Below are 15,651 nucleotides of genomic sequence, written 5' to 3' on the forward strand. Positions count from 1 at the left end.
TCGGGGGCGGGGGTGGCTGTCTGCCGTCGCGCGGCCCGTAGGCCCCGTAGGCCGAGCTTGCCCTGTGCGCTTATCGTGAGGCCCGAATCGCCCGGCAGGGACCGCTGAGCAGGGGTCGCCCGGGGCGTACGGACGGACGCGGAAAGCGGGATCGCATGAATACGAGGGGGACGGCCGACGCGCGCGGCGCGGTGGGCTCGGCGAGCTGGGGGCCGGCGGCGCGGGTGCATGGCATGGGCACGTCGATCTTCACCGAGATGACCGAGCTGGCCCGCAGCACCGGGGCGGTGAACCTCGGCCAGGGCGTGCCGGAGCTGGAGAGTCCGGCCGCGCTGCTCAAGGACGTCGCGGACGCGGTGCTCGCCGGCAACAACCAGTACCCGCCCGCCGTCGGCTTCCCGGCGCTGCGTGAGGCGGTCGCGGCGCATCAGCTCCGGCGCTATGGGCTCGACTACCGGCCGCAGGGCGAGGTCCTGATCACCACCGGCGCGACCGAGGCCCTCGCGGCGGCGCTGCTGGCGCTCTGCGATCCCGGCGACGAGATCATCGCCTTCGACCCCTGCTATGACGCGTACGCGGCGGACGCCCGGCTGGCCGGCGCCCGGCTCGTCGGCGTGCCGCTGGTCCTGGACGGCGACGGCTTCGCCCTCGACGCCGACGCGTTGCGGGCCGCGGTGTCCCCGCGCAGCCGGGTGCTGCTGCTGAACACCCCGCACAACCCCACCGGCAAGGTCTTCACCGCCGGGGAACTCGCGCTGATCGCCGAGGTGTGCGTCGAGCACGCGCTGACCGTGGTGACCGACGAGGTCTACGAGCACCTGGCCTACGACGGAGCGCGCCACCTGCCGATCGCCGCGCTGCCCGGCATGCGGGAGCGCACAGTGGTCATCTCCTCGGCGGGCAAGACCTTCAACGTGACCGGCTGGAAGGTCGGTTGGGTCTGCGGGCCGGCCCCGCTGGTCGCGGCGGTCGGCGCCGCGAAGCAGTTCCTGACGTACGCCTCGGGGACCCCGTACCAGGAGGCGCTGGCCCGGATGCTCGGCTCGGTCGAGGAGTGGGCCGGCGAACTGCGGACCACCTTGAGCAGCCACCGCGACCTGCTGACCGACGGCCTGACCCGGGCCGGGCTGCGCCCCTTCCGTGCGGAGGCGGGGTACTTCGTGCAGGCCGACGTGCGGCCGTGGGGGTACGAGGACGGTGTGCGGTTCTGCCGCGAACTGCCCGAGCGTGCGGGCGTCGTCGCCATCCCGACCTCGGCCTTCTACGTGAGCGCGGACGCTCCGGCCTGGCTGGTCCGGTTCTCGTTCTGCAAGCGCGAGGAGTCGATCCGTACGGCGGTGGAGCAGTTGATCAGCGCGGAGTGACGGGAGGGGCGGGGCGGTTCTGGGGGCGGGGAGGGGCGGTTCGCGGCTACTCAGCCGCCTCCGCGACCAGCGCCGTCGCGATGCGGCGGAAGCCCAGCCCCGCGTAGATCCGGGCGACGTCGTCGTCCCCGGCCGACAGGAAGAGCGTCCGTACGCCCCGCGAGCGCGCGTCGGCCACGAGCGCGGCGGTGACCGCGAGCCCGTCTCCGTCGCCGCCGACCGGCGCTCCGACCGGGTCTACGTGGCGAACCGGGGCACCGGGACCACCACGGTCGTCGACGGCCGCAGGGGCGCCGTCCTCGCCGACCTGCCGACCGGGGTCAACTCGCAGCACGTCACGCTCGCGCGCGGCACCGCCTTCGTCCTCGACAAGTCGGCCGCGGGCGCCGAACTCGCCGACTCCGTACACCGGATCCGCACCGGACGCTGATCCTGGCCAGTCCGGCCAGTCCGGCTGTCCGTCCGTCCGCTCGACCGGCCCGGCGCTGTTGCGTGTGCGACATGTGCGTCCGAACCTCTGGACTTGCTCAACTCTGCTTTCGGCGGCGATCTGCCGGGGCATCAGCTCCTCACGCACGTGAACGCAGCCTCGCTGCGGGGGACGAACGGAGAGTGGGGACCTATGGGTTTCGCGATAGTGATCGGTGTTGCGGCGATCGTCCTGCTGGTCGGGTACGCCGTGTCCAAGGCGTCGGGCAGCGGCAGTGGCGGCGGCAGTCACAGTAGTAGTGGCGGCAGTAGTAGCTGGTGGGCCGGCGACAGCGGCCAGGGTGGCGGCTCGTCCTGTGGCGGCGGGTCGTCGTCGTCCTGCGGCGGCAGTTCCTCCTCCTGTGGCGGAGGCGGCGGAGGCGGCGGAGGCGGCGGGGGCTGTGGTGGCGGTGGAGGCGGTGGTGGCGGTGGCGGCGGCAGCTGACGGACGCCGGGCCCGGCTGTACGGCCGGTATTAGGCCATCTGCCGGGCCCTCCGGACCCCTCCGGGTCTCTTGCGGGCCCGGTCCGCCGCCGCACTGATCGGCGCCGGCGGACCGGCTCATCGCCTCGCTGGCGCGACGGTGCGCGGGTCGGCTGACACGGGGCAGCTGACCCGCACACTTGCTGCTGTCCCATGCTTGACCGCATATGTGCTCGACGGCTCGCCCTCCGTCGGGTGCTTTTGTGTTGAACAACTGAACTGTGGGGCCCTCGGGGGGATGGAAACCCGGCGAAGATGGGTAAAAACGCTGTGGGTGCCGCGCGTTTCATGATTCCCTCTCTTTCGTAACAGCAGCCCTCGGGTCCTCTGCGGCCATGAGACGGCGAACGAGAACCCCCCTGGTCCTCCCCCTGGTCCTTCCCCGGGGCCTGGCCGGCCCACCCTTCACTGCGTGCTTGCGGAGCCGACCCATGCTCACCACCCTGACAACGGCCTATACCGACACCCGCGCCGCCGACCTAGCCTGGTGCCTGGACAAGGAGCCACTTCCGGCCCTCGCCGTCCGTGATCTTCAACTCGGTGACGCCAGAGTCCAGTTGCGTCTGTTGGGCGCATCCCATCAAGTGATCCTCGAAGAAGAGAACGGCCGTTGCTCCGAAACGGTCGCCTGCATGCCGGGCAGCAGCACCCCGCTCCCGCTGGGGGTGTCCACGCGCATCGGCGAGTGGGAGTACGAGTTCGCCGCGCACGTCGAGACGCTCTCGCGCGGCTCGTTCGCCGGGCGCGCGCAAGAACTGCTCGCGCTGGTGGCCGAACACCCGCACGGTCTCGCCGGCCGATTCCCCGGCAGCCCGCACGCCTTCACCGCGCTGCTCGCGCAGTGGTACGACGGCCAGGTCCGATGGCGTACCTGGCACGCGTATCCACAAGAGGGCCGACTCGTCTCGACCCGCACCCGGTTGGGCGTGCGGGCGACGGTTCCCTTGTAGCGCCTGGCGGCCGACGGGTGCCTGGCATGGCCCAAGTCGGCTATGGCTGCGGCATATTGCACCCTTGTGGGTGACAAGGGTGATGATGAGAGTGACGTAGCGTTCCCTCATGATCGACCCGACCGAGCCCTCCGACTCCCGCGCTGCGCCCCAGTCGGCGGTGCCGTCGGACCGGTCGGAGCACGCGGGCCGGGCCCGCTGTGCGAGCCACCCGGACCGGCAGGGGCGGTCGCACCCGCCGGTGCGGAATCCGGCTCCGGCGCAAACCCCGGCTCCGGCGCAAACCCCGACTCCGCCGCAACCCCGGAACCAGCCCGCGGCTCGACCGCAGCCCGCGGCCCAACCTCAACCCCCGGCTCAACCCCCGGCTCGGCCCCAGCCCCAGCCCGAACCGCGGCCCCAACCTCCCCCCTCGACACCGACACCGACACCGGCACCGGCACCGACACCGACACCGGCACCGGCACCGACACCGGCACCGGCACCGGCACCGGCACCGGCACCGGCACCGGCACCGGCACCGGCACCGGCACCGGCACCGGCACCGGCACCGGCACCGGCACCGGCACCGGCACCGGCACCGCCCCAGCCCCAAGCGGAGTCCCGGACCCCGGCCGAGCCCGTCCAGTGGTCCGACGCCTCCGACGCCTCCGAGGCGCACGTCCCCGCGCGGCTGCCGGTTCCGGCCGGGCTCGGCAGGCTGCTGCTGCTCTCCGTCGTCTTCATCTGCGCCGCGTGCGGGCTCGTGTACGAACTCGAACTGGTCGCCCTGGCGTCCTATCTGGCGGGCGACTCGGTGACCCAGGCGTCCGTCGTGCTGTCCGTCATGGTCTTCGCGATGGGCATCGGCTCGCTGCTCGCCAAGCGGCTGCGCTGCCGTGCCTCCGTCGGCTTCGGCGCGATCGAGGCCGGGCTCGCGCTCGTCGGCGGCACCTCGGCGATGGCGCTGCACGCCTCGTTCGCCTGGTTCGGGCAGTCGCGCTCCGCGCTCGTCGCTTTCTCGCTGGCGATCGGCGTGCTCATCGGCGCCGAGGTGCCGCTGCTGATGACCCTCATCCAGCGCATCCGCCGGCAGGACGCGGGCGGCGCCGTCGCCGACCTCTTCGCCGCCGACTACGTGGGCGCGCTGGTCGGCGGCCTGGCCTTCCCGTTTCTGCTGCTGCCGCTGCTGGGGCAGCTGACCGGGGCGCTGGTGACGGGCGCGGTCAACGCGGTGGTGGGCGGCGCGCTGGTGCTCTGGCTGTTCCGCCGGGATCTGAGCACCCGGGCCTGGTGGTGGCTGCTCGCCGCCAACATCGGCGTCCTCGCGCTGCTCGCCACCGCGCTGGCCTTCACCGGCTCCTTTGAGCGGGCGGCGCGCGACGCGGTCTACGGCGGACACGCCAGGGTCGCCCTGCACACCGACGTCCAAGAGGTCGTCATGACGGGCGGCGGGGCGGACGGCGCGCCGCTCTCGCTGTTCCTCGACGGGCGGCTGCGGGTCTACGGGCGCGACGAGTTCCGCTACTACGAAGGGCTCGTCCACCCCGCGATGGCCGGCGGACACCGGCGGGTGCTGATCCTGGGCGGCGGCGACGGGCTCGCGCTGCGCGAGGTGCTGCGCTATCCGGACGTCGAGTCGGTCACCGTCGTCGAGCTGGACCCCGGGGTCGTCCGGCTGGCCCGCACCGACCCCGGGCTGACCGGGCTCAACCGGCACTCCTACCGCGACCGCCGGGTGCGGACGGTGACGGCGGACGCGTTCGGCTGGCTGCGCCGGCACCCCGGGGGCCACCCGTACGACGTGGTGATCTCCGACCTCCCCGACGCGGGCATCACCCCCAGCACCAAGCTCTACTCGCAGGAGTTCTACGGGCTGGTGCGGCGGGTGCTCGCCCCGGACGGCCGCCTCGCGGTGCACGCCGGCCCCCCTCGGCAGCGCCCGCGGCCGTTCTGGACGGTGGACGCGACCATCCGGGCCGTGGGGCTGCGCACCGTCCCGTACCAGGTGGGCGGCCGGCTCTCCGGTTTTCCCGGCGGGCCGGACCGGGCGATCGGGGAGGGGTCGGGCGGAAAGGGGACGGACGGCGGAAGCGGGAAAGCCACCGCCGGACCGGCCGGTCGGTGGGACGGCGTCGGGCGCGAAGGCGGTAGCGTCGGCACGCCGGGGGTGCGAGGCCAAAACGACTGGGGCTTTCTGCTGGCGGGCCGCGCCCGGCCCGTGCTGCGGCTGGCCTCCGACGCCCCGCCCCTGCGTTCCCTCACGACAGCCGAGCTGCGCGCGGGGGAGCGGGCCGCGCTGCGGACGCGGATTCGCGGGCTGCCGGTCTCGACCTTGATGCACCCCAGGTATCTGGACTGATATCCGGACCGACCTCCGGGCTGATATCCGAAGCGGCATCCGGACCGGCATCCGGACTCACATCCGCGGTGAGGCGATACCTCGGCCGAGGCTCCGGCCGGTCGGCTTCCCTCCCCGCCAGGCTCCCCCCTTCGTCCTCGTTCCCCATCCGTCACCACGATCAGAGAAAGCCCCCGGTCCACCATGGAAACCTTCACCTGCCCGGCCACCCTGTCCGACGGCGTACTCGTCCTCTCGCCGCGCGGCGAGATCGACATCGCGGCGCTGCCCGCCCTCGACGCCGCCCGCACCGAGATCGACGCCCGTGCCACGGCGGTGTGCCTGGACCTGAGCGGGGTGCCGTTCATGGACACCGCGGCGCTGCACTTCCTGGGGCCGGTGCAGGATCACTGCGCCAGCCTCGGAGTGCCGCTGCGGGTGTCCGGGCTGCGATCCCAGCACCTCCGGCTCTTCCGGCTGACCGGTTTCCGGCTGCTCGCGGCATGCAGCACGGCGGAGAGCAGACGGATGGGCTCCATCAGCGGACGGCGGGCCCCCGCTTCAAGGAAGTGCGGCCGATCTCGTGCAGAGACGGGTGCCGATCAGGTGCGGCTGGGTAGGCTCGGCTGCTATGGAGCATGAGGTGTTCGTTCCGTTTCCCGTCGAGACCGTGCGGCAGGCGCTCGCCGAGCCGGACCGCGTCGCCCGTTGCGTCCCCGGGCTCCAACAGGACGCGGACGACGCGTCGGGGCCGGTCGCGGGCCGGCTGAGACTCCGTATCGGCGGCTCGACCATCACGTACCGCGGCTCGCTCCGCGTCAGTGAGCAGGACGGCGGCGACTTCGCGGTCGAGGGCCAGGGCGTGGAGGCACGCGGCGGCGGGTCCGTGAAGATCGCGCTCACGCTGCGGCCGGCCGCCACTGACGCCGGCACGGTCGTGGGGTGCAGCGGCACCGAGATCAGCGAGGGGCGGCTCGCCGAGGCGGACGCCGAGGTCGCCGCGTCCACCGGGCGACGCCTGCTGGACCGGTTCGCCGCGGCGCTCACGGCCGACCTGCGGGAGAGTCCGACCGGCACACCGGCTGCCGACAGCGTGGCAGTGGTCGAGATCATCGAGCCGGGGCCGGGGGAGGACGAGCCGGTCGAGTCGTCCGCGCCGGACACCGGCCGCAGCGATGACGACGAGCCGGTGATCCCCGGCATCCCCGCCCCGGATACGGCCTCCGTGTTCGAGACGGAGATCCCGCCGCCGTCCCTCGACCCGCTCGCCGACGACCCGCTCGCCGACGAGGGGCTCTCCGGCGACGAGCGCCCCGCCGACGAGGGGCTCTCCGGCGACGAGCGCCTCGCCGACGAGGGCTCCGGCGATGAGCGCCCTGCCGACGGACTCGCCGAGGAGGGCCTCACGGACGACGGCCTCACCGACGACCTCGTGGACGAGCCGCCGGCCGAGGCCGCGCACGCGCGCCGCACGATGATCGGCCGCAGCGCCGAAGAGGTCGACCACGCGCCGCCGCGAGGCCGCTACGCCCCGGTGCCCGCCCCCGCCACGACCTCCACCACCGCGACCCTGCGCTGGGCGGCTCCGGCCGCGGCGGCCGTACTGGCGTCGGCGGTCGTGGTCGGCCGCGTGCTGCGGCGCAGGCGCTGACGGGAAGCGGGCGCTGACGGGACGCGGGGGCCGAAGCGCCGGGCTGGGCTCGCCCCGGCCCGTACCGCCGGCGGACGCCGTGCGGCATCGCCCCGTACCGCCGTAGGGTCGGTGTCGTGAGCACTCATGAGACGACGGAAGCGGCGGCCTCCGGGGCCGGAGCGGGAACCGGCGAGCGGGCCGGGACGGGGAGCGGAGCGGCGGCCGGCGTACGGCTGGCGGTCGGCGACGCCGAGGTGAGCGTCCATCCGGAGAACGGCTGCCGGATCGGCAGCCTCCGGGTCGGCGGCGTCGAACTGCTGCGGCAGGGCGCGAAGTACGGCGCGTTCCCGATGGTGCCGTGGTGCGGCCGGACCCAGAACGGGCAGTTCCGCAACGGCGGCCGGATCCATCAGCTGCCGGTGAACTCGCCGCCGCACGCGATCCACGGCACCGGCCGCGACGCGGCCTGGAAGACCGTTCGCGCCGACGCGGTCTCTGCGGCCTTCACCTACGACCTCGCCGAGCCCTGGCCGTATCCGGGCCGGGTGACGCAGCTCGTCGAACTGACTCGGGACACGCTCACGCTCACCATGGGCGTGGAGGCGACCGCCGACTCGTTCCCGGCCCAGGCGGGCTGGCACCCCTGGTTCCTGCGCAACCTCGGGACCGGCGGCGCGGACGTCGAAGTCGACTTCGTGCCCGGCTGGCAGGAGGAGCGCGGCGCGGACCACCTGCCGACCGGACGGCGCATCGACCCGCTGCCGAGCCCGTGGGACGACGCCTTCGGGATGCCCGACGGGGTGGACGTGACGCTGACCTGGCCGGAGCAACTGGAGCTGAACGTCGCCAGCCGCGCCGAGTGGGTCGTCGTCTACGACGAGCAGGCGGAGGCGGTGTGCGTCGAGCCGCAGTCCGGCCCGCCCAACGGCCTCAACAGCGCGCCGCGCCTGGTCACCCCGATCGACCCGCTGGAGATCGCGACGACGTGGAGCTGGCGTCGCTTCTAGTCGCCGCGAGCGGCAATGTCTGCCCCGTAAAGAGCGTGCGCGCTGGACGACGCGACGGGGCGCAGCTTGCGGGGAGGGGCACCGGCTTGTGCGGTGACCGCACGGACGGCGCCCACCCGAAGGTCGCGTCACCAGGGGCGCCCCCGGACGGAGTCCGCCTCGCGTCGCTTTCCGCGCGCGAGGGCGGATAACCTCCTTCGTATGAGTGACGCGCGTGACGCCCTGCTGCGGCAGATCAAGGACAAGGCCGTGGTCCACGGCAAGGTGACTCTTTCCTCCGGGCTGGAGGCCGACTACTACATCGACCTGCGCCGGATCACCCTCGACGGCGAGGCCGCGCCGCTGGTCGGCCAGGTCATGCTGGACGCGACCGCCGACCTCGACTACGACGCGGTCGGCGGGCTGACGCTCGGCGCCGACCCGGTCGCGACCTCGATGCTGCACGCCGCCGCCGCGCGCGGGCAGCGGATGGACGCCTACGTCGTACGCAAGACGGGCAAGGCGCACGGCATGCAGCGCCGCATCGAGGGCACGGACGTGAAGGGCCGCCGGGTGCTGGTGGTCGAGGACGTCTCCACCACCGGCGGCTCGCCGCTGACCGCGGTCGAGGCGGTGCGTGAGGCGGGCGGCGAGGTCGTCGGCGTCGCGGTGATCGTCGAGCGCGGCGCGGCTCCGAAGATCGCGGAGGCCGGGCTGCCCTACATCCAGGCGTACTCGCTGGCCGATCTCGACCTGGTCTGAGCCGATCCGGGCCTGGTCCGATCCGATGCGGGCCCGGCCCGATCCCGGCCCGGGCCCGATCCGGCTTGAGTTGGACGTTTCTTCGAGGGGCGGCATGTTTCACGTGAAACATGCCGCCCCTCAAGCATGCCCGTTCGTGCGACCGCGAGTGCGCTGTGTGGAGCAATCGGCCGAGTCTGGGAAGATGGGCGCGACGATGACGTCGCCCCCAGGTCAGGGTCCGAACACCCGCACATCACAAGGAGCGGACAGATGCCGATCGCAACCCCCGAGGTCTACAACGAGATGCTCGACCGGGCCAAGGCAGGAAAGTTCGCCTACCCGGCCATCAACGTGACCTCGACCCAGACTCTGCACGCCGCCCTCCGCGGTTTCGCCGAGGCCGAGAGCGACGGCATCATCCAGATCTCCACCGGTGGTGCGGAGTTCCTGGGTGGCCAGTACAGCAAGGACATGGTGACGGGCGCGGTCGCGCTCGCCGAGTTCGCGCACATCGTCGCCGAGAAGTACCCGTCGACGATCGCGCTGCACACCGACCACTGCCCGAAGGACAAGCTCGACGGCTACGTCCGCCCGCTGATCGCGATCTCGCAGAAGCGCGTGCAGGCCGGCATGGGCCCGCTGTTCCAGTCGCACATGTGGGACGGCTCGGCGGAGAACCTGGACGACAACCTGCGCATCGCGCAGGAACTGCTCGCCGAGGCCGTCGCGGCGAAGATCATTCTTGAGGTCGAGATCACCCCGACCGGCGGTGAGGAGGACGGCGTCTCGCACGAGATCAACGACTCCCTCTACACCACCGTCTCGGACGTCGAGCGGACCGCCGAGGCGCTGGGCCTGGGCGAGAAGGGCCGCTACCTGCTGGCCGCCTCCTTCGGCAATGTGCACGGCGTCTACAAGCCGGGCAACGTCGTGCTCCGCCCCGACCTGCTGCGCGACCTCCAGGACGGCATCGCGGCCAAGTACGGCAAGAAGGAGCCGTTCGACTTCGTCTTCCACGGCGGCTCGGGCTCCACCAAGGAGGAGATCGCCACCGCGCTGGAGAACGGCGTCGTGAAGATGAACCTCGACACCGACACGCAGTACGCCTTCACCCGCCCGGTCGCGGACCACATCCTGCGCAACTACGAGGGTGTGCTGAAGGTCGACGGCGAGGTCGGCAACAAGAAGCAGTACGACCCCCGCACCTGGGGCAAGCTCGCGGAGGCCGGCATGGCCGCCCGCGTCACCCGGGCGTGCGGCGACCTGCGCTCCACCGGCACCAAGATCAAGTAACACCGCGCGTACGTCGGGCCGACGCCCGGCGTACGCGCGCAGGAAGGGCCCAACATCCCGGCCGGGGTATTGGGCCCTTCGGCGTGCCGGGTGCAGGATCGCCCGTATGACCGACTCCGCGCCCGGCAGCGTCCGGCTCTCCGAAGCCCGTGGCCGCTGGATCGTGCTGACGACCGTGCTCGGCTCGGGCATGGCGATGCTGGACAGCACCGTCGTCAACGTCGCGCTGCCCCGGATCGGCGCGGATCTGGACGCGGACCTGGCGGTGCTCCAGTGGACCGTCAACGCGTACATGCTCACGCTGGCCGGGCTGATCCTGCTCGGCGGATCGCTCGGGGACCGCTTCGGGCGGCGGCGGGTCTTCGTGATCGGCGTGGTCTGGTTCGCGCTGGCCTCGCTGCTGTGCGGGCTCGCGCCGAACGCCGGCGTGCTGATCGCCGCCCGCGCGCTCCAGGGCATCGGCGGCGCGCTGCTCACCCCCGGCTCGCTCGCGCTGATCCAGGCCACGTTCCGCCCGGACGAGCGGGCGCGGGCGGTCGGCGCCTGGTCCGGGTTCGGCGGGGTGGCCGCCGCGATCGGGCCGTTCGTGGGCGGCTGGCTGGTGGACGGTCCCGGCTGGCGCTGGGTGTTCCTGATCAACCTGCCGGTGGCGGCCGTCTGCGTGCCGGTCGCCCTGCGGCACGTACCGGAGACCCGCGACCCGCGGGCGCACGGCCGGTTCGACGCGCTGGGGGCGGTGCTGGCCGCGCTCGCGCTGGGGTCGCTGACGTACGCGCTGATCTCGGCGTCCGGGAAGGGCGCGTCGGCGGGCGTGATCGGCCCGGCGGTCGGCGGGGTGCTGCTGGGCGCGGCGTTCGTGTACGTGGAGCGGCGGCGGCCCGACCCGATGCTGCCGCCGTCCATCTTCGCGTCCCGGCAGTTCACGGCCGTCAACCTGGTGACGCTGTGCGTGTACGCGGCCTTCGGCGGCTTCTTCTTCCTGACGGTGCTGCAACTCCAGGTCGTGCTCGGCTACACCGCGCTCCAGGCCGGCACCGCGCTGCTGCCGACGACCGTGCTGATGCTGCTGCTGTCCGCCCGTTCCGGTGAGCTGGGGCAGCGGATCGGGCCGCGCGTCCCACTGACCGTGGGGCCGCTGCTGTGCGCTGCGGGCATGCTGCTGATGATGCGGACCGGGCCGGGGTCGGTGTACTGGCGGGACGTGCTGCCCGCGCTCGTGGTGATGGGCATGGGCATGGTGTCCCTGGTCGCGCCGCTGACCTCGACGGTGCTGGCCTCGGTGGACGTCGGCCGGGCGGGGCTGGCCAGCGGGGTCAACAACGCGGTCGCGCGGGCGGGCGGCCTGGTGGCGGTGGCCGCGCTGCCGCTGCTGGCCGGGATGGGCCCGGAGGCGTACCGCTCGGCGTCGGAGTTCGGCGAGACGTTCCGGCGGGCGATGCCGATGTGCGCGGGGGTGCTGCTGGCGGCGGCGGTGATCGCCTGGTTCACGGTGCGCTCGGACGTGCTGGCCGGCACACGGGACGAGAGTCGCGGCGAGATCCGCGAGGAGTGCCGTCCGTCGTCCCGGATGCACTGCGCGGTCTCCGCGCCGCCGCTCGATCCCGGAGAGATCAGCCGGAAAGGTGATCCTTTGCCCGGCCGGCGTCCTGGGATTTAGAGGTCGTCGGGCAGCAACCGGAAACCGCCGTGCCCGGTGAGCGGGCGGATCGTGCGGAAGTGCCGGCGGTCGAGGGTGAAGACGGCGTCGGTCCGGAACTCTGCGGCCAGGGCCGCGTTCATCGCGTCGGTGAGGCCGATCTCCAGGTCCTGGTGCCGCGCCATCAGTGCACGGGCGCTGGCCAGGTGCGGGGAGACCTCCGGCACTTCGTACCGCCGCAGAGCGACCTTCTCCATGATGTGGTCGAGCACGGTCAGCGCGGCCTCCGCGCTGACACGGCTGGTGACCAGACAGTCCAGCTCGGCCAGCACCATCGGCGAGATCACCAGATGCCCGATCGCGGCTCTGGCCTTGCGGCAGGCGGTGTGCTCCGCGTCGTTGCGGTTGAAGACGGCCAGCAGCGCCGACGTGTCGGCGATCGCCACGGGGACGGTCACTCGCCGAACCCTCCGGCCAGGAACTCCTCGGTGCGCGCGGACAGGTCCGCCGGGCCGTCGAGCAGCGGCAGGTCGTCCTCGTCCCCCATGGCGTCGGTGGGGAACGCGGGCACCGGCTCGGCTTGGCCTACCGGCACCAAGGTCGCGATGTGACGCCCGTTCTTCGTGACGGCTATGGGTCGTCCCTGCTCCGCGGCCGCGAGAATTTTCGCGGACTGCTGGTTGAACTCGCGAGCGGTGGCAGTCTCCATGGCACCCAATGTACTACGGATGTCCTACATGGCCGGGCGGGTGGTTCCGGCATCCCCGTACCCCGGAGGTCCCCGAGTGGCCGTGGGCCAGGCAGACTGGAACCCATGGCCATTCACCAAGACCTTCTCGGGGGACCGCCCCCGACCCACCTGCCCGACGACCCGGAGCCGCGCGAGCTGCTCGCCGCCGGCACTCCGCCGGCCGAGGTCGCCGCGAAATATCCGACCTCCTCGCTCGCGTGGGCGCAGCTTGCCGACGACGCCTTCGAGAACGGCGGCGTCATCGAGTCGTACGCCTACGCCCGCACCGGGTACCACCGCGGCCTCGACTCGCTGCGCCGCGCCGGCTGGAAGGGCCACGGCCCGGTGCCGTTCGAGCACGAGCCGAACCGCGGCTTCCTGCGCGCGCTGCACGCGCTCGCCCGCGCCGCGCAGTCCATCGGCGAGGAAGAGGAGTACGAGCGCTGCGCGTCCTTCCTGCGCGACAGTTCGCCGACGGCGGCCGACACACTGGGCTGACCCGGCCCGGCGGGCCCGGCCCCATGGGTCCGTCCCGCTGATCCGGCCGCCTCGGCAGGTGCCGGGCTGATCGAACCGGCCCGGCCGGCCTCCGGCTGACAGAACGCCCGCGCGGCGATAGCGCGGGCGTTCCGTCGTTCGCGCCCCGGCGTACGCCCCCCGTGCCCCCGCGCCGGGTGGAGCTCCGGGGCGCACGCCGGAGCGCCCTACTCTTGCCGTACGAGCGCACTCCGCAGATGATCTCCGGAAAGCCCAGTGACCCTGGGCGAGCCGTCGAGGAGCCAATGCCAATGATGTCGCAAGAGTCCGAAGCCGCTTCCGGTCCGGAGACCCCGAACCTCGACTTCGCGGGTACCACCCCGTACGAGGATTACGTTCAGGCGTCCGTCCTCACCCACCTTCAGCAGCCGCTCTCCGACGACCCCGGCGAGATGGTCTTCCTGGTCACCACCCAGGTCATGGAGCTGTGGTTCACCGTCATCGTCCACGAGTGGCACACCGCCGCCGAGGCGCTGCGCAAGGACGACCTGCCGACCGCGATGGCCGCGCTGAAGCGCTCCACGTACGAGCTGGAGTCGCTCAACGCCTCCTGGAAGCCGCTCGCGCACCTCACGCCGGGGCAGTTCAACGCGTACCGCTCCGCGCTCGGCGAGGGCTCCGGTTTCCAGTCCGCGATGTACCGCAGGCTCGAATTCCTGCTCGGCGAGAAGTCCGCGTCGATGCTCGTCCCGCACCGGGGCGCGCCGCGCGAGCTTGCCGAGCTGGAGAAGGCGCTCACCGAGCCGAGCCTGTACGACGAGGTGGTGCGCCTCCTCGCGCGGCGCGGTTACGAGATCCCCGCCGAGGTGCTGGAGCGCGACCCGAGTCAGCGCTACGAGTCACACCCCGCCGTCGAGGCGGCCTGGCAGCGGATCTACGCCGTCCCGGCCGACCCGCAGGGCCAGGAGACCGAGCTGACGCGGCTGGGCGAAGCCCTTACCGAGGTCGCCGAGCTGGTCTGGCGCTGGCGCAACGACCACCTCGTCGCGACCCGTCGGGCCATGGGCTCCAAGGTCGGCACGGGCGGCTCGGCGGGCGTCGCCTGGCTGGAGAAGCGCGCGCAGAAAAACGTTTTCCCCGAGCTGTGGACGGCGCGCAGCCATGTCTGACGTCTCTGCCGGCCACGCCTCGACGGCTGCCGCGGCTGCCCCGTCGGCCGCTGCCGCGGGGCTTGCGGTCGAAGCGGCCAAGCTCGACGCGGGCGACGAACTCGCTTCGATCCGCGACCGCTTCGAGCTGGACGAAACGATTTACCTCGACGGCAACTCGCTCGGCGCGCTGCCCAGCGGCGTCGCCGACCGGCTCGCCGACGTCGTCCGGCGCGAGTGGGGTCAGCTGCGCATCCGCTCCTGGGACGAGAGCGGCTGGTGGACCGCGCCGGAACGGATCGGCGACCGCGTCGCGCCGCTGATCGGAGCTGCCGCCGGGCAGGTCGTGGTCGGCGACTCGACGAGTGTCAACGTCTTCAAGGCGGTCGTGGCGGCGGTACGGATCGCGCAGGCGGACGGGGTCGCCGGCGCCGCTGAGCCCGTCCGCCCGGTCGCGGGTACGGACCAGGTGGCCGGCCTCGCCCGTCTCGCCCGCCCCGCCCGTACGGACCAGGCGGCCAGCCCCGCCCGCCCCGCCCGTACGGTCATCCTCGTGGACGAGGCGACCTTCCCGACAGACGGCTACATCGCCGAGTCCGCCGCCCGCCTGACGGGTTGCCGGATCGAGCCCGTACCGGCCGGCGGGATGGCCGCGCTGCTGGCCTCCCCGGCGGGCGCGGAGGTCGCCGTCGCGCTCGTCAACCATGTCGACTACCGCACCGGCCGCCTGCACGACCTGCCCGGCACGACCGCCGCCGCGCACGCGGCCGGGGCCCGGATCGTCTGGGACCTCTGCCACAGCGCGGGCGCGCTGCCCGTCGGACTCGACGCGCACGGCGTCGACTTCGCGATCGGCTGCACGTACAAGTACCTCAACGGCGGCCCCGGCTCGCCCGCCTACCTGTACGTGGCGCGCGAGCTGCAACCCCGCTTCGACTCCCCGCTCCCCGGCTGGAATTCGCACGCCGACCCCTTCGGCATGGACCCCGCCTACACCCCGGCGGACGGCTCCGCCCGGGGCCGGGTCGGCACGCCGGACATCCTGTCGATGCTCGCGCTCGACGCGGCCCTCGACGCGTGGGACGGCGTGTCCATCGAGGCCGTACGCGCCAAGAGCCTGGCTCTGACGGACTTCTTCCTGCGGGCCGTCGCCGAACTCGTACCCCCCGGCTACGTCGAGCCACTCACCCCGGCCGGTCACGCGCAGCGCGGCAGCCAGGTCTCGCTGCGGTGCGGTGGCGAGGGCGCGGCGGCGGGGGACGTCATGGCGGAGCTGATCCGGCGCGGCGGCGTCGGCGACTTCCGCCGGCCGGACGTGCTCCGTTTCGGCTTCACCCCGCTCTATACGAGCTTCACCGACGCCCAGCGCGCGGCACGCGTGCTGGCGGATGTACTTCTGGACGCGAGGTAGTTCCATG

16 protein-coding genes are annotated in these 15,651 nt (G+C 72.9%); 13 read left to right on the forward strand and 3 right to left on the reverse strand.

Annotated features, from left to right (window positions below; translation table 11 throughout):
* Positions 1-155 precede the first annotated feature (155 nt).
* Positions 156-1,364 (forward strand): aminotransferase class I/II-fold pyridoxal phosphate-dependent enzyme, encoded by a 1,209-nt coding sequence (locus QMK28_RS08895; RefSeq protein WP_443050587.1) that lies wholly within the window; start codon positions 156-158, stop codon positions 1,362-1,364.
* Between the two features lie 46 nt (positions 1,365-1,410).
* Here QMK28_RS08895 and QMK28_RS08900 read toward each other — a convergent pair whose 3' ends face one another.
* Positions 1,411-1,542 carry a hypothetical protein gene (locus QMK28_RS08900; RefSeq protein ID WP_443050588.1) on the reverse strand — a complete coding sequence of 44 codons (132 nt, stop codon included), beginning with the start codon at positions 1,540-1,542 and terminating at the stop codon, positions 1,411-1,413.
* 63 nt (positions 1,543-1,605) lie between these two features.
* On the opposite strand from QMK28_RS08900, the gene QMK28_RS08905 reads away from it, so the two are divergent.
* From QMK28_RS08905 to QMK28_RS08945, 9 genes are all read left to right on the forward strand, one after another.
* Complete coding sequence (locus QMK28_RS08905; RefSeq protein WP_326436548.1) at positions 1,606-1,794, forward strand: hypothetical protein; 189 nt, start codon at positions 1,606-1,608, stop codon at positions 1,792-1,794.
* A 953-nt stretch (positions 1,795-2,747) separates the two neighbouring features.
* Entirely contained in the window at positions 2,748-3,266 is a 519-nt protein-coding gene (locus QMK28_RS08910; protein ID WP_326436490.1) for a DUF2617 family protein, read from the forward strand.
* Positions 3,267-3,939: 673 nt separating this feature from the next.
* Positions 3,940-5,607: a polyamine aminopropyltransferase gene (locus QMK28_RS08915; RefSeq protein ID WP_326436541.1), complete on the forward strand. Its 1,668-nt coding sequence runs from the start codon at positions 3,940-3,942 to the stop codon at positions 5,605-5,607.
* A gap of 183 nt (positions 5,608-5,790) precedes the next feature.
* Complete coding sequence (locus tag QMK28_RS08920) at positions 5,791-6,228, forward strand: STAS domain-containing protein (protein WP_326436491.1); 438 nt, start codon at positions 5,791-5,793, stop codon at positions 6,226-6,228.
* Positions 6,218-7,237 (forward strand): SRPBCC domain-containing protein, encoded by a 1,020-nt coding sequence (locus QMK28_RS08925; RefSeq protein ID WP_326436492.1) that lies wholly within the window; start codon positions 6,218-6,220, stop codon positions 7,235-7,237. Before QMK28_RS08920 ends, QMK28_RS08925 begins: the two co-directional genes overlap by 11 nt.
* Before the next feature lie 116 nt (positions 7,238-7,353).
* Positions 7,354-8,226 (forward strand): aldose epimerase family protein, encoded by an 873-nt coding sequence (locus QMK28_RS08930; protein ID WP_443050589.1) that lies wholly within the window; start codon positions 7,354-7,356, stop codon positions 8,224-8,226.
* 201 nt (positions 8,227-8,427) lie between these two features.
* The gene (gene pyrE / locus QMK28_RS08935; RefSeq protein WP_326436493.1) at positions 8,428-8,967 is read left to right on the forward strand and encodes an orotate phosphoribosyltransferase; all 540 of its coding nucleotides are present in this window, start codon (positions 8,428-8,430) and stop codon (positions 8,965-8,967) included.
* 252 nt (positions 8,968-9,219) lie between these two features.
* Positions 9,220-10,242 carry a class II fructose-bisphosphate aldolase gene (fbaA, locus tag QMK28_RS08940; RefSeq protein WP_326436494.1) on the forward strand — a complete coding sequence of 341 codons (1,023 nt, stop codon included), beginning with the start codon at positions 9,220-9,222 and terminating at the stop codon, positions 10,240-10,242.
* Positions 10,243-10,348: 106 nt separating this feature from the next.
* Positions 10,349-11,899 carry an MFS transporter gene (locus tag QMK28_RS08945; RefSeq protein WP_326436495.1) on the forward strand — a complete coding sequence of 517 codons (1,551 nt, stop codon included), beginning with the start codon at positions 10,349-10,351 and terminating at the stop codon, positions 11,897-11,899.
* Here the strand turns inward: QMK28_RS08945 and QMK28_RS08950 are convergent.
* Together QMK28_RS08950 and QMK28_RS08955 are read right to left on the reverse strand one after the other, a co-directional pair.
* Entirely contained in the window at positions 11,896-12,336 is a 441-nt protein-coding gene (locus tag QMK28_RS08950; RefSeq protein WP_326436496.1) for a PIN domain-containing protein, read from the reverse strand. The two genes, QMK28_RS08945 and QMK28_RS08950, sit on opposite strands and share 4 nt — an antisense overlap.
* Complete coding sequence (locus QMK28_RS08955; RefSeq protein ID WP_326436497.1) at positions 12,333-12,587, reverse strand: type II toxin-antitoxin system Phd/YefM family antitoxin; 255 nt, start codon at positions 12,585-12,587, stop codon at positions 12,333-12,335. Before QMK28_RS08955 ends, QMK28_RS08950 begins: the two co-directional genes overlap by 4 nt.
* Positions 12,588-12,692: 105 nt before the next feature.
* Here QMK28_RS08955 and QMK28_RS08960 point away from each other — a divergent pair, with 105 nt between their 5' ends.
* The 3 genes from QMK28_RS08960 (at position 12,693) to QMK28_RS08970 (ending at position 15,644) form a co-directional block, all read left to right on the forward strand.
* Entirely contained in the window at positions 12,693-13,106 is a 414-nt protein-coding gene (locus QMK28_RS08960) for a DUF3151 domain-containing protein (RefSeq protein ID WP_326436498.1), read from the forward strand.
* 290 nt (positions 13,107-13,396) lie between these two features.
* A complete protein-coding gene (locus QMK28_RS08965) occupies positions 13,397-14,254 on the forward strand; it encodes a tryptophan 2,3-dioxygenase family protein (RefSeq protein WP_443050591.1) in 858 nt (285 codons plus the stop codon).
* A complete protein-coding gene (locus tag QMK28_RS08970; RefSeq protein WP_326436500.1) occupies positions 14,247-15,644 on the forward strand; it encodes a kynureninase in 1,398 nt (465 codons plus the stop codon). Before QMK28_RS08965 ends, QMK28_RS08970 begins: the two co-directional genes overlap by 8 nt.
* Positions 15,645-15,651: the final 7 nt, after the last annotated feature.

Origin of the sequence: Streptomyces sp. H27-D2 (assembly GCF_035828615.1) — a bacterium.
Lineage (GTDB): Bacteria > Actinomycetota > Actinomycetes > Streptomycetales > Streptomycetaceae > Streptomyces.